The sequence below is a fragment of the Acinetobacter ursingii DSM 16037 = CIP 107286 genome (assembly GCF_000368825.1).
GTDB lineage: Bacteria > Pseudomonadota > Gammaproteobacteria > Pseudomonadales > Moraxellaceae > Acinetobacter > Acinetobacter ursingii.
Genome location: NZ_KB849719.1, coordinates 245,642 through 259,966, shown reverse-complemented (window position 1 = coordinate 259,966; position 14,325 = coordinate 245,642). Strand labels below are relative to the sequence as shown.

The 14,325-nt window shown below is 36.3% G+C and carries 12 protein-coding genes; 3 read left to right on the top strand and 9 right to left on the bottom strand.

Annotated features, from left to right (window positions below; genetic code table 11):
* The first annotated feature begins 36 nt into the window (after positions 1–36).
* The gene (locus F944_RS16180; protein WP_004992922.1) at positions 37–1,086 is read left to right on the top strand and encodes a glycosyltransferase family protein; all 1,050 of its coding nucleotides are present in this window, start codon (positions 37–39) and stop codon (positions 1,084–1,086) included.
* Positions 1,087–1,148: 62 nt separating this feature from the next.
* Positions 1,149–2,078 carry a glycosyltransferase family 8 protein gene (locus F944_RS16175; RefSeq protein WP_004992919.1) on the top strand — a complete coding sequence of 310 codons (930 nt, stop codon included), beginning with the start codon at positions 1,149–1,151 and terminating at the stop codon, positions 2,076–2,078.
* A 33-nt stretch (positions 2,079–2,111) separates the two neighbouring features.
* On the opposite strand, the gene F944_RS16170 is transcribed toward F944_RS16175, so the two are convergent.
* A complete protein-coding gene (locus F944_RS16170) occupies positions 2,112–2,966 on the bottom strand; it encodes a WlaTC/HtrL family glycosyltransferase (protein WP_004992917.1) in 855 nt (284 codons plus the stop codon).
* Positions 2,967–3,047: 81 nt separating this feature from the next.
* Between F944_RS16170 and F944_RS16165 the strand changes: the two genes are divergently transcribed.
* Entirely contained in the window at positions 3,048–4,190 is a 1,143-nt protein-coding gene (locus tag F944_RS16165; protein ID WP_004992914.1) for an acyltransferase family protein, read from the top strand.
* 42 nt (positions 4,191–4,232) lie between these two features.
* Here F944_RS16165 and F944_RS16160 read toward each other — a convergent pair whose 3' ends face one another.
* The 8 genes from F944_RS16160 to F944_RS16125 all read right to left on the bottom strand — a co-directional run bounded on the left by F944_RS16160 (position 4,233) and on the right by F944_RS16125 (position 14,125).
* The gene (locus tag F944_RS16160; protein WP_004992913.1) at positions 4,233–5,285 is read right to left on the bottom strand and encodes a glycosyltransferase family 4 protein; all 1,053 of its coding nucleotides are present in this window, start codon (positions 5,283–5,285) and stop codon (positions 4,233–4,235) included.
* On the bottom strand, positions 5,282–6,313 hold the full coding sequence (locus F944_RS16155) for an ELM1/GtrOC1 family putative glycosyltransferase (protein ID WP_004992912.1): 1,032 nt from the start codon (positions 6,311–6,313) through the stop codon (positions 5,282–5,284). The genes F944_RS16160 and F944_RS16155 overlap by 4 nt, the downstream gene beginning before the upstream one ends.
* Positions 6,297–7,301 (bottom strand): glycosyltransferase, encoded by a 1,005-nt coding sequence (locus F944_RS16150; RefSeq protein ID WP_004992910.1) that lies wholly within the window; start codon positions 7,299–7,301, stop codon positions 6,297–6,299. The genes F944_RS16155 and F944_RS16150 overlap by 17 nt, the downstream gene beginning before the upstream one ends.
* Positions 7,302–7,309: 8 nt before the next feature.
* Positions 7,310–8,086: a polysaccharide deacetylase family protein gene (locus F944_RS16145; RefSeq protein WP_370685028.1), complete on the bottom strand. Its 777-nt coding sequence runs from the start codon at positions 8,084–8,086 to the stop codon at positions 7,310–7,312.
* 34 nt (positions 8,087–8,120) lie between these two features.
* Complete coding sequence (locus F944_RS16140; RefSeq protein WP_004992905.1) at positions 8,121–9,020, bottom strand: ELM1/GtrOC1 family putative glycosyltransferase; 900 nt, start codon at positions 9,018–9,020, stop codon at positions 8,121–8,123.
* 71 nt (positions 9,021–9,091) lie between these two features.
* Positions 9,092–10,018 carry a branched-chain amino acid transaminase gene (locus F944_RS16135; RefSeq protein ID WP_004992903.1) on the bottom strand — a complete coding sequence of 309 codons (927 nt, stop codon included), beginning with the start codon at positions 10,016–10,018 and terminating at the stop codon, positions 9,092–9,094.
* Positions 10,019–10,044: 26 nt separating this feature from the next.
* On the bottom strand, positions 10,045–12,792 hold the full coding sequence (gene glnE / locus F944_RS16130) for a bifunctional [glutamate--ammonia ligase]-adenylyl-L-tyrosine phosphorylase/[glutamate--ammonia-ligase] adenylyltransferase (protein WP_004992902.1): 2,748 nt from the start codon (positions 12,790–12,792) through the stop codon (positions 10,045–10,047).
* A gap of 64 nt (positions 12,793–12,856) precedes the next feature.
* The gene (locus F944_RS16125; protein WP_004992901.1) at positions 12,857–14,125 is read right to left on the bottom strand and encodes a sensor histidine kinase; all 1,269 of its coding nucleotides are present in this window, start codon (positions 14,123–14,125) and stop codon (positions 12,857–12,859) included.
* Positions 14,126–14,325: the final 200 nt, after the last annotated feature.

The window sequence follows — 14,325 nt, the reverse complement described above, 5'->3', positions numbered from 1 at the left end:
TCTTTTGATTTTCACACTGCTGATTGGAGAGCAATTTTGCCACTTCGTTCACTTAAGATATTACATATAGCCAATTTTAAACCCGAAAATAATGGAATGATGTTTTATAACACTGACGCAAAAGTTCAACATGGTCTCATGGAGCTTGGTCATTATGTATATCCTTTTGATTATAAATTTATGGTGAGAAAAAGTAATATTTTCAATACGACATCGCTTTCTCATAAAAAAGTGCATAATCAACTTATTGATTTATGTAAAAATATTCATTTTGATCTTATTTTAATTGGCCATATTCATTTACCTAAAACACTATTAAAACAACTAAAAACAATTAATGATTCTAAAATCGCAATGTGGTTTGTAGATCCAATTAACGAACCACACCGGCTGGATCATTTCAAAGAAATGCAAGATGAAGTTGATCATATTTTTATCACTACTGCGGGTGAACACTTAAAACAACTTTCAGAAGTGTGTCCACATCCTCTATTTGCATTTACACCGAATCTAAGTCTGGCTTCAATTGAACACTCTCGATCTGATTGGCACAAATACGACTACGATTGTGTATTTTGTGGCTCGAATAGTAAATATCCTGAACGTGAACAGTTTATTAAAAATTTAGTTGAAGAACTTCCAAATTTGAAGTTTAAATTAGGCGCCTGTTTAGGACATCCTTCTTTATTTGGATATGAGTATCACGCTGCCGTTCAAAACAGTTTAATGGGCATTAATTATTCCAAGTATAATAATATCTATATGTATAGTAGTGATCGTATTGCACAGCTTACAGGTATGGGCACTTTAGTATTTACGGCTAGGACACCAGGGTTAGATATTTTATTTCCAGAAGATAGTATTATTTATTTTGAAGATTTTAATGAATTACTCAAAAAAATTGATTACTATCAAAAGCATCCATTACAGGCTATTGAAATTGCAAAAAAAGGCTATGAAATTGCGCATACCCGTTTCGAGGCAAAGACGGTTTTGCAACAATGGTTAAATTTAATTTATAATCAATCTTTAGATTCGGTTTGGCAAGATGAAATTTACACTAATGGCAGCAAACTAGAAGCCTGAGTCACTCTCTATTCTTTTATACTGGATTAAATAAAATCCAATTATTTAAACTGTGAAACCAAATGAATTATTTTAATAGTTTTATCAAAGAGTCTTTTCGTCTTTTCAGTGAACAGCCGACTTTTATTCCAGACTTAGACATTGCTTTTGCTATTGATAAAAACTACTTAAAACCTTGTGGAATTACTTTATTCTCTATAGCAAAGAACAATCAAGATTTAAAAATTAATTTCCATATTTTTACAACGTATTTTGATTCATTTGGCTATGATGAAATTATAAGCCAGTTTAAAAATACACAAATCTTTGTCTACATTCTAAATACTGAACCTTACGATAAATTACAAGTCAATGGGCATTTCACAACTGCAATCTACTACCGATTATCGATAGCAAATATTTTTAAAGATAAGTTGGACAAATTTATATATCTAGATGCTGATATTTTATGTATTAGTAGTCTAAAAGAGATTTGTTCAATTAATATTGAAAATAAAGTTCTTGCAGCAGTTCAAGATAAATGCATGAAACCAACTTATATTGAAAGCATTGGCTTAAATCCAAATGATAAATACTTTAATTCAGGCGTTCTTTTAATTAATACAAAAGAATGGAACAATTTTGATGTATTAACAAAATTTAATACGCTTATTTCAAAAAGAGATTATAAGTTCCCAGATCAAGATGTGCTTAATATCTTACTGAAGAATAAAATGATTTTTATTGATCAAAAATTCAACTATTTTACTCGAGACGATATTTCACCAGCTCTTATACATTTTGTAAGCTCTCCTAAACCTTGGAGCATCGCAGCCTCCCACGGAGAATTGTATTTAAAGTATTACTATCAATCGCCTTGGAAAGACCAACCACTTGATGCACCTAAAAATTCCAAAGAAGCAAAGAAGTTTGCTAAAATATTATGGCGAAAAGGAAAATATCTAGCTAGTATTCAATGGTATATATTATATATACAAAAAAAATTAAGTTAATTCCTTATAACTACATTTTGTAGTTATAAGGAATTAGAGAATTTTAAAAAACTTTTTTATCTTGTTTTTAAAGCTTAAATTGGCTTTTTCATCGTACACTTTAAAAATTACTCTCCAATTATTTTTACCTAAAACATGATTTTTAAATAATTCTTTATCTTTATAATAAGCATAAAGATAAATACCTTGATCATCATCAACTATTCCTTTTCTTAGTAAATCAATTTGACACTTATAAACTAATCTATGAAATTCTTTCCAACAGTCACGATGTCCAATAGTCACACCACCGATTATAAAAACCTTATTATTATAAATTGAGTCTGTTACTTTTTTAAAATCTAAAGATGGTATTTTTTTCAAAGAAAAAGTATGGATCTTATCATCAGAAAAATTATATTTCCATTCAGTTATTCCATTTAACATTTCAATGTCACGACAATAGCCAAAATCTAACCATGCTAATGTTGAATTAGAGACCAAATCTGAAGATATAGCTCTATTGACAAAATATGTTTTCAAGTTAGTTAATAAAGTATAATCTGAAGACCAATACTCAGGGTTTATAATTTGTTTTGGCGATATTTTACTTTGAAATTCCAAACTATTTTGAATTTTTTTTATCCTATTTTTATAAACTTTGAACTCACTCAAATAATCAAATTCAACAATTTTTGTAGGTTTATTACCTCTAATTTCTTTGACAATATCAACAAACTCTCTTGAGGTAAAAACAATAAGTTCATTTTCAAGTATAGAAAGATTCTTAAAAAACTCTATGTAAGTATAAGATGTTCTATACAAATAATCAGGATAACCATTTTCAACTGACCAATTTTCCCGACCGATATCAAAAAAAGCTGTCACAATCGTAATATTTGTATTCATATCTATAAAAAATCGTTAAATCTTTATAAATATATGTATAAACACTATAATTGTAAAGAGTTTTATACTTTTGAGAGCCAAATGTTAAAAAAAAATCTTGCAGCAGAAAGCTTAAGAGGTATAGCATGTTTTATTGTTTTACTATCACATCTTTCTCTAACATTCTATCCACAATTACATAATCACTTTCAACAAGCTAATTTCCCCTCTAGTAATATTTTATATAAGATTCATAACTCCCCTTTTTGTTTCTTTATTTCTGGTCTTGGGGCTGTATATGTATTTTTTATTTTAAGTGGATTTGTACTAACAGCATCCAATTCAAGTAATTATGATCCAAAATCAAAAATGATTAATTCTATTTTAAAAAGATATCCAAGATTAGCCATACCTGCATTAGGATCATGTTTAATTGCATTTATTATTTTCAAAATTTCAGTAGACCTAAGTTTAACTACCACATGGTTTCATGACTTAATTCCCAATAAAACAACATTTTTTGGAAGCATTTATTCTAGTCTAATTTCACCATTTATATATGCAGAATCCTCATATAATGTTGTTCTCTGGACTATGAAAAATGAACTTATCGGATCAATCGCCATATTCATTCTAATTTACTTTAAATCAACTTTTCAGCTTAAGAAATATTATATTTTTTTACTACTATTTTTATTGATTTCATTAAGTATATCAAAAGTATTTTTCCTAGGTATGTTTAGCTTTATTTTAGGTCACTTTTTATATAAGATTAAAAATATAAATGCCTATTTAGCAACTTTTCTACTTATAGTAGGTTTATATTTTATAGGCTTTCATAAAACAAGTACAAGTTATCATTACATTTATTCAGCTATGAATTATAGTAAAAAAACATATGATTACACTATATTTTTAGGAGCTTTATTCATATGTATTTCTACTCTAAAGTCTACTTTCTTTTCAAATCTACTTAGCATAAGACCTCTAGTAAAACTAGGAGAGCTTTCTTTCTCTATATACCTAATTCATCTTTTTATACTTTACATTATTGGTATACCAATAATGAATTTTATCTATAATTTTTACAACATATCCTTTTATTTTTCTGCTTTTATATCAAGCTCTTCAACGATAATTTTTACAATACTCGTATCATTTATATTCCATAAATACATCGACGTATTTTCGATTAAAATTTCCAATACTTTCTCAAATTTTATAATAAAATCGGTTAAAGAATAAAATAAAAAAGCAGTATATAAATTAAAATATACTGCTTTTTTCTTAATTCACGATGGTAAAAATAAAATCGTTATGCTCTTTCGCAATTTGCTCAAAACAATATTTCTCTAAAGCCTCGTTTTTACCTTGCTGAGCATATTTTAAAGCTTCATCAGGATGACTAATTAAGTATTCAATTCCATCTGCTAGACTAATCGCATCATCAGCTTTAGCACACCATGCATTTACTTGATGCTTTGCTGTCTGTCGAATACCAATATCATCTGTGGTAATCAATGTCTTTCCCCATGCAAATGCATCTAAAATTCCAATTCCTTGGATCTCAGTGATTGATGGCAAAGCAATTATATCTGCTTGCTGTATTAAATTAATTTTATCGTCCCCACCAATCCAGCCAGGGAAACTCACAAGATCATCCAAACCTAACTGACTTGCCTGAGCTTTACATTGTTCAAGCATTTCGCCTTGACCCGCTAAAACTGCGCTAAATGGTATTCCTCTTTGCTTTAATAAAGCTAAAGCATCAATTAAAACATGAACACCTTTATTAGGTACCATTCGTGTCAGCATGACAATATTTACAGGCTGCTTAAGTGGCTTGGGACTTGCTTCAACCTTTGGTAAATAAGTGAGATTTGAAATGACACGTTGCGGTTTCTTTTTTTCCTCGTTACTTTGTAACGCTTGAACAAGCTCTTGCACATAAGGCGTAATATGTAAAAATGCGTCTGCACGCAAGGTTCTTTTAACATTATGGCTGTGGTTGACCGCAAGTACTGGTATTTTCTTTTGCATGCCCAGCATCGCATTTTTAAATAACCAAACAGCTTTTCCACTATGCGCTATAATTAAATCTGGCTGTTGTTCCTGAATAAATTTGCGTACTTTTAACGCGGCCGCAATACTATAAAAACCTGTATTTGGAATCACATGAATTGGCCATTCACCACTATTCAGATGCGCATTTTCCTCCCCACGTAGTAAGACTATCTCATGGCCATAACTTTTTAGTGTATTAGCGATATCCAGTACAGCTTGCCAACGACCACCTGTAGCATCCCCATATACCGTATTGATGATTTTAAATTTTTTCAAGAGAAGAGCCTATCTTTCAATAATTGTGCTAATTTTTCACTAGGTTCGTATTTTAATGGTTTTAGTACATTTTCGCTATCCTGATCCATATTGGATAAATCTGAAATGGGTTGCACTGTAGCTAATTCAGTTCGTTCAATTCGTTGCAATACCCCACCAAACCGCTGATCAGGATTAAATTCAAAAGGATAATAGACCACTAAAGCTCGCATAGCACTGATCGTTTCCATCATCATCGACATCGAATCAGCCCCACAATATACCCGATCAGAAAGTCCCAAAAAAGCATGTAGAACCTGACGTGGTGCTTCACTCCACCACACCGCATCAATGATTATATCGTCATTCAAATGTTGCTTTAGTATGTTTTCAGCCTGCCCCCCTGTACGTCGTGAGGTGCTGATTAACCATCGAATATCAAATTGATGTGCAAGTTGATTCATTTGCTCTGCCAGTATTTTCCAGTCTGAATCCTGATAAATAGCACCGGCACCATTACCTCCAATAAGCATCGTCCACACTGGTTTCGTTAATACAGCATGTTCGTTGCGCCATTGTTCAGCTTGCTGAGCCAATACTTGTTGATCAATCGCCATAGGCGATACATCAAGACTTATAAAAGGTTTATCTAGATCAGGTTCCAGTACCAAAATAGCATCAAAGAGCTTTGCATTTAAATGCCGAAGTGAGCCACAAAATATACTTTTGGCATGCAAAGCTTTAGAAATCCAAATGACTGCATAAGCCGTGTTTCCGCCTGCACCAACAACAATATCTGGAGATTGTTGCGGAAGTACATCACCCCGATAAAAATAATGAAGTTTATTCAAATCAGGAAGAGTTGAATTGAGCAACCAACTTAATGGACGTCGTAAAAAACCCTGATTAAGTTTCAAATCAATCCAACAAACGTCTAACTCGAATAAATGCTGTAAAGCAAATAAAACACCTTTAGATTGATTAAAATGACCTGGCACACCATCACTGATAACCCAGACTTTTTTAGTTTGTTTAAGCGTGTCCGTCATCTAAAAGTTCCTGATATACCCTTGCCGTATGTTCAACCATGGCATTGATGGTCAAATGTTGCTGTGCAAAATGAAAAATTGGTTCAGCGTCTTTTTGTAGCTGTGAAAAATGTTGAATATGCTGCTGCAATAATTGATGAAGTGCCTGTGTATTATTAGCAGGACAAATCATAGAGGGTAATAACACCTGCGAAACCATACCAACATCTGATGAAATCACTGGTCGTTTTAACAACAGTGCTTCAGAAAGCGTATAAGGACCACCTTCGTTCCGAGAAGAAATGACCAAGAAATCTGATTGCAGCAATAAATCATTAATATCATCACGATGCCCCCAAATTTTAATACGCTGAGATAACTGTGTTTGTTCAATTTGTTGCTGTAAGACCTGTCGGTCAGGTCCATCCCCAACAATCCATAGCCCTGCATCAACTTCTTTCCAAGCCTCAATAAGTAAATCAAACCCTTTAGCTTTCACTAAACGCCCAATGGCAATCGCTTGTAGGGGATAAGTTGCAGATTTACTATTTATAATAAAATCAGGTGGCTTCACACCATTCAATACCACGCGAATCTTGGATTGAGATGAAAATTGATTGGCAACTCTTTGACTCACCGCAATAATCCGATCATAACGATTAAAAGCTTTAATATTCTTTTTTAAATTATGTAATGTGGCAACATTCGGGACATTTAACCATTTTAACATTGGTGCAATCATCGAGACCGCTTTGTTCGCTTGGACGTGTAAGACATCCGCTTGGATAGATTTAATCGTTTGATAAAGCTTCCATAATAGAATCGGGTTATTACGGCTCTTCGATAAATCAAGGGAGTAGAACTGAACATTTTCAACACGTGATCGATATTTTTCATGAGCAATCAAACTGACACGATGTTTCAGTTTTATCAATCCATTAGCAAGCTCAATCACGTGTTTCTCAAGTCCGCCTTCTTCATCGCCTGCCATCACCATACAAATATGCATAATAGCTCCTACAGCCCACGTTTCCCAAGTTTCAATCTTAGTTTCACTGCAAATAGTGAATCCTTGCCGCTGATTTTAATGCGTTGAAGCTGCAAAAAATCAGGTTGATCATTATCAATCCCTTCAACAGTAGTTACAGCATTTGTATAATTTGCCTGTCTCACCAATTCCACATCACGTTCAGAGTAAATACCAAAAGGATAAGCAAAACTACTTACTGCTTGACCAGTGATCTGTTCAAGTTGGTGTTTGGACTCCACTAGTTCATCCAGGCATTGCTGATCTGTGAGTTTCGCGAGATTGGCATGCGTCAAAGTGTGTGAACCGATTTCAACTAAACCACTTTTCGCTAAAAAAAGAATTTGTTCATCACTGAGTTTTGGTTCTCGTGCCAACTCACCGCTATTATGATGTGCTTTTTTATAAGTTGACCAATCTCTATCATGACGATCGACAACGACGTAAATAGTTGCCTTAGCCTGATATTTCTCAAGGATTGGAAAAGCATTTTCCAGATTATCTAGATAACCATCATCAAAGGTAATTGCAACGGTTTTTTCAGGATGTTTACCCCAGTTTTGCTGTAACTCCTGCATAGTAACAAAATGAAAACCTTGCGCTTTCATCCATGCTACCTGTTTTTCAAATTCAGCAGGTTGAACGCGTAATTTATTAAATTTCGCTCCATCAATATGTTCTCGTACCATGTGATACATCAGAATACGTGGTCGCTTCCAATCAATTGCAGGCTTCCACCACGCATATTTATAGCTGAATATAATCATTGCCAAAACAAGAACTAAAGCGAGATAAATCACATCATTGACCTGAATAGGATTTCAATAAACATGTTGCCACACGCTCTGCTTCTTTAAAAGTCTGTTGTTGCGGAAGTTGAGCAGTTTTAGTCTGTGTCCCAACAATATGATCTAGGATTAGAGCATCAATCACATGTGTAATACGGTCCTGTTTCAATCGATCCATTGCAATCACCCCAACACGGCAACCTGCCGTCAATGCTTCAAAAATCATCGAAACACTATCTTCTGTCACATAAACCGTTTCCGCCAGTTGCATTTGTTCAAAAATCCAGCCTTGTGGAGTGTGTTCTACAGGGAAAATGTCTAATTGCGACGCATAATCTTGTTTTTTTAAACGATCCAAGAAATGCTCAGGCGTTCGTCGGGAGGTCGTCAAGATCAACTGACAATGTGAATTGTGCTGAACAATCTGTTCTATTGCCGTTAAAACTTTATTTTCGTTCCATTGATGTCGTTTTGAAGTTCCGCCAAGCGCAATTAAAATCCGATTGGCTTGATGACGATGTTCATTTTCAATTGGATTTAAAGCACCTTTGGTGACAATTACTTGATCAGATGCAGCAATACCATCATGTTCAGGAATAATGGCGTAGTCAAAACAGTGAATAGGTAAGCTGGGTTTCATCAAGATTACAGTTTTCGCTTGAGGATAAACTTTTCCCAATAACCAAACTCGAAGATGAGTATGCGAACCTACCCCAAAAATAAAATCAGGCTGTTGCGCAATACCACTCACTTGATGGCTAAATAATCCTTTAAAAATACTCAATAAAGCTAAGTTTTCTAGCTGAATTTCTTCAAAACTGGTATTGGGATTTTGCTGATGTATGGCTTGATATAAACCTAAAGCTTGTGATCGATGTCCCGCCTTTGCATCACTCACATATACGATATGCATTTTATTTTCCCAATATCACAAGCACAAAAAAGGCGAAACATCAGTTTCGCCTTTCATCTTAACTGATTCAATTATTTAACGTAAGTTAACCAGTGTTCATATTTTGGATTTTTACCTTGAACGGCATCAAAGAATGTTTTTTGAATAATCGTCGTGATCGGGCCACGACGACCTTCACCAATTTGACGATCATCATATTCACGGATCGGTGTAACTTCAGCCGCAGTTCCAGTAAAGAACGCTTCATCTGCAATATAAAACTCGTCACGGGTAATACGACGCTCAACCACTTCATAACCCAAATCTTTGGCAATGGTAATAATCGTTTGACGAGTAATACCATCCAATGCGCCACCCGCAATATCAGGGGTATGTAACACACCATCTTTTACCAAAAATACGTTTTCACCAGAACCTTGGCACACATAGCCTTGTGGATCCATCAACATCGCTTCATCATAGCCTGAATGCGCTACTTCCTGATGAGCGAGAATGGATAAGGTATAGTTACCAGAAGCCTTAGCTTTACACATGGTCACGTTTGGATGATGGTGGGTAAACGAAGATGTTTTAACACGAATACCTTGCGCCATCGCTTCTTCACCCAGATACGCACCCCAGCCCCATGCTGCAACTGCGGCATGAATCGTGTTATTAGTCGCGGCAATTCCGAGTTTTTCAGAACCAATCCAAATAAGTGGACGCAAATAGCATGAAGCTAATTTGTTTTCACGCACTACATCAATTTGCGCTTGCTCAAGAGTCGCCTGATCAAATGGAACTTTCATTTGATAAATTTTTGCAGAGTTCAGCAAACGTTTAGTGTGGTCTTGGAGACGGAAAATTGCTGTGCCTTTAGGTGTTTCATAGGCACGGACACCTTCAAAGACACCCATACTATAGTGTAGCGTATGAGTTAAGACGTGGATTTTCGCATCACGCCAGTCAACCAATTGTCCATCTTGCCAAATAAAACCATCACGATCAGCCAAATTCATGGCACACACTCCAAATTTTTACACAATCATTCACTCTCCAGCACCACCGTTGATACTGGATCTATTAATCTTTGCCATAACTTGCAAACGACCTCGCGGGTATCGCGCCAGTCCGCAGCACTGACTTGCATGGATTGATTTGCAAGGGCTAAGCGGTGGCTCTCGGCTCGTTCACTGAGATAAGCGTGTATCAATGCTGTGGCATCTTCACTGGATAAGCAGCCTGCTTGAGCAGCATCTTCAAGAATTCTTACATTGTCGGAAAAATGGGCGAGATCAGGATTCGCACCACTCCATGCAAGCACCATATACTGTGCCATAAATTCGATGTCAACGATACCACCTGCGTCCTGTTTTAAATGAAAAATCCCATGTTTTTTTTGTTCTGAGGAAGAACCTAAATGGTCTTTCATTTTCTGACGCATTTTTAATACTTCTTCCTGAACGTATTTTTCGTCACGTGGCTGGGTTAATATTTGTGCACGCAAGTGGGCAAATTTATTTCTTAAATCCATTTCACCTGCGATAGAACGTGCGCGCACCAATGCCTGATGCTCCCATAACCAGGCACTTTTTAACTGATACTGTTCAAATGCTTTCAGACTCGTGACCAATAGCCCAGCTTCGCCAGAAGGACGCAATCGAGTATCAATTTCATACACGCGACCATCCAGCGTTTGGGTGGTCATGAGTGATAAAAACTTTTGGGCAACGCGAACAGCAAACTCAAACCCGGTAATGGCTTTTGGTCCATCGGTTTCAGCTTGCTCATCAAAATAATGAATAAAAACCAGATCCAGATCAGAACCATATCCCAGTTCAATTCCACCGACCTTGCCATAGCCGATCACGGCAAAGCCAGTATGTTCGATTGAACAGCGCTGCCCCTCTGCATCCAGTGGATAACCATGTCGTTTCACCACCGTCTGATAGGCCAGATTCAATGTCGCAATCACACTCACTTCTGCAATATCCGTCAATGCATCGGAGACTTTCATCAGCGGACTTTCAGCTAGAACATCACTGGCAGCAACGGTCAGTACATTGCTCTTTTTAAATAAACGCAGTACCCGCATTTGATCTTCAACTTGATCAATTTCAATCCGTAGTAATTGTTGACGTAGTGAATCTTCGAGATCTTGACGCTTTGGCAGTTCAAAATCCATCGAAAGAAATTCATCAAGTAATACAGGATATTGAGTCAATTCTTCACAAATCCACGGGCTCACCGTTGCCATTTTGACCAATCGCTGCATAGCCCCACGGCTTTCCATCAGCATGATCAGATATACGGTACGACGCATCACCGACTCAACTAAAGGCATCAAACGTGTCAGTGCAACTTGCGGTTTATCCGACTGTAAGACGGCTTCAATAAAATGCGGCCAAAAATCTTTTAAACGCTGCACCGCTTTAGACGGCAGTCTTTTCAAGGCATTACCATGCCAGAATTCATGAATCAGATTTTTGGTTGAATCATCTAGCACTGCATCTAAGCGCAGTTCAAGCTGGGTTTCAGTTTCTGCTGGTGAAGCAACTTCTTCCTGAATCAGATTTTTAAACTGATCACTGACCCGTGCACGTTTTTCATTTAAAACCGCTAAAAAAGCATTCCACGAATCATAACCAAGCGTATCAATCATACGCTGTCGCAAATCAGGCTCTACAGGCAACATCTGCGTTTGCTGATCATTTAAAGCCTGTATCGCATGTTCAACACGTCTTAAGAATAAGTAAGCATCTTCAAGTTCAATGACTGCCTGCGAATCTAGCAGACCGACTTGTCCGAGATGATGCAAGCTCACCAGACATTGGCGATCCTGCAATTCGCGCTTGGAACCCCCATAAATGAGCTGAAAAACCTGCACAATAAATTCAATTTCACGGATCCCGCCCGCTCCTAATTTAATGTCATCGGCAATATTACGACGAGCCACTTCTCGCTCAATCATAGCTTTCATTTCACGCATGGCTTCAAAGGCGGAATAGTCAACATAACGCCGAAACACAAAAGGTCGCGTCATTTCTAATAAATGATCACCGCATTTTCCACCACTAATAATACGCGCCTTGATCCACGCATAACGCTCCCATTCTCGCCCATGCTGAATCAGATATTTTTCTAGTGCCACATGACTAATTGCTAAAGCGGAACCATCTCCCCAAGGACGCAAGCGCATATCAACCCGAAATACAAAACCATCTGCGGTGATATGATCGAGCAAATAGATGAGTTTTTGTCCCCATAAAATACAAAACTGCTGAACATCAATCGACTTACGACCATTGGTTTCACCTTGCTCATCAAAGGCAAAAATCAGATCAATATCACTGGACAAATTGAGTTCTTGAGCCCCCAATTTCCCCATGCCTACCACGATCAAATCTTGAATCTGACCATCATAACCAATCGGTTCGCCATGCTTGGCAAGTAAAGGAGGGAGCGCAAACTGCTTGGCTGCACAAATACAGGCATCTGCAAAATCTGAAAGTTCACGGGTAAGTGTGATCACATTAGTGAGTTGATTGGCATCTTGCCAAATCCAGCGGAACATGAGTTTGGCACGTAAGATACGCAATGTGCGCATCCACTGACTTTCGTCTTGAATGTCTTTTAATTCTTGTTCAACACGCTGAAAAATATCGTTAGTAGTGAGTGCATGATGAAACTGATCGATTGCATAATCTTGTTCTAAAGCAGTTTGATGTAAACCCAATACCTGCTCGGCATATTGACTCGCTCTTAATGTTTTTTGCAACTGCTCAGTATTCATAACAAACCTGCAACTTCTATTTAACATAGTTATAACAGTTGCAGGTTCATTTAGGGAAATCTATTTATGCAACAGTAACATCGCCGCTATCTTTTTGAGCAAGCAACATTCCAGTTCCATCCGTCGAGCAAGGCAATACCACTTTGAATATCGTGCCTTCTCCCTCTTTGGAACTGACTGAAATTTTTCCAAGATTGAGGTCAATAAATCGTTTACATAACGTTAAACCCAGACCCGCACCTTTTTCCCCATCGGTTCCTCTTAAACTTGCCGTAATTCGAGGATGGAAAACGGTAGACATTTGCAACTCTGTCATGCCCAAACCATTATCTTCGATCTGAATTTCAATACCATCATTGGTAAAACTGGCACGAAGTGCCACAAAACCATAACCATCTAATCGTGTAAATTTTAAGGCATTTGAAACTAGATTTTGGATCACCGAAGTAATCATATTGATGTCGGCATATACTTTTAAATCTTCTGGAATTTCGTCAATCAGCGCAATTTTCTTTTTAATCGCCAATGTATTTAAGACCTTAATGACAATCGAGGTTGCTTGTTTGAGGTTAAAGTTAATTGGATGATAGACAAAGCGACCACCTTCTGCCATCGCCCATTCCAACAGGCTTTCTAACAGATTGTAGGTCGACTGTGACGTTTCATATAGATAGTCTGCAATATTTTGCACACTTGATTCGTCTAAAGTATCACGCTCTTTGGCTAAAACTTCAGAGAAGCCCAGCAAACCATGAAACGGCGCACGCAAATCATGTGAAATAATAGAAAAAAACTTAGTTTTACTAAAATTCAAAGCACACTGCTGTTCATATAATTCATTCAAAATCTCATGATTATATTTTAGCTCAAGATAACGCGAAAAATTCATTCCATGTTCAGCAAGCAATGAAATTTTAACTGGATCAAAGCTTTGTTCATCATTATCAAAAAATAATGCAATTCCTATCGATTCATTATTTTTTAAAATATTAACGGCAATAATACGATGATGTTCTACGCCGCCTTCATTCATATAGGCTGAAAAATCCATATAATGCGGATGTTTTTGATCAATAAAAACTCGATCTTTAAAAAATTGCGCATTATTACATTTTTGTAATTTAAGTACCGCATGAATCTTCTGATCAGCATGATGCCAAAAATAAGTTTCTTCATGGAAACATAAAATTGCCTTTTGAGCCCCGATCAAGTTTTTACCAAATTCTAAAAACTGTTGAATCAGATTATGCTCACTTTTTAGACCAAGGAGTAGCGATAAGCGGCAAGCACTTAGCTGATCTGCTTGATCAAGCTCTAACAACTGTAAACTCATGGTCCGCCTCATGGAAATTGTGATTATTATGGTTAGAATATGGAGAATAAAAACAAAACAATAAAAAATAAAAATGAAAACATTACACCACTTACATTTAGCAAATTTTTACCAAAAAATCAACGATAAAAGTAAAATAATCTTAAGCTTATGATAACTCACCGCTTTTAATTGTAGGGTTATTCCAAGAATAAATACCC

Coding starts and splice junctions, on each gene's coding strand:
- F944_RS16175 (WP_004992919.1), top strand. CDS start 1,149: ATGAATTATTTTAATAGTTTTATCAAAGAGTCTTTTCGTCTTTTCAGT.
- F944_RS16170 (WP_004992917.1), bottom strand. CDS start 2,966: ATGAATACAAATATTACGATTGTGACAGCTTTTTTTGATATCGGTCGG.
- F944_RS16165 (WP_004992914.1), top strand. CDS start 3,048: ATGTTAAAAAAAAATCTTGCAGCAGAAAGCTTAAGAGGTATAGCATGT.
- F944_RS16155 (WP_004992912.1), bottom strand. CDS start 6,313: ATGACGGACACGCTTAAACAAACTAAAAAAGTCTGGGTTATCAGTGAT.
- F944_RS16150 (WP_004992910.1), bottom strand. CDS start 7,301: ATGCATATTTGTATGGTGATGGCAGGCGATGAAGAAGGCGGACTTGAG.
- F944_RS16145 (WP_370685028.1), bottom strand. CDS start 8,086: ATGATTATATTCAGCTATAAATATGCGTGGTGGAAGCCTGCAATTGAT.
- F944_RS16140 (WP_004992905.1), bottom strand. CDS start 9,020: ATGCATATCGTATATGTGAGTGATGCAAAGGCGGGACATCGATCACAA.
- F944_RS16135 (WP_004992903.1), bottom strand. CDS start 10,018: ATGAATTTGGCTGATCGTGATGGTTTTATTTGGCAAGATGGACAATTG.
- glnE (WP_004992902.1), bottom strand. CDS start 12,792: ATGAATACTGAGCAGTTGCAAAAAACATTAAGAGCGAGTCAATATGCC.
- F944_RS16125 (WP_004992901.1), bottom strand. CDS start 14,125: ATGAGTTTACAGTTGTTAGAGCTTGATCAAGCAGATCAGCTAAGTGCT.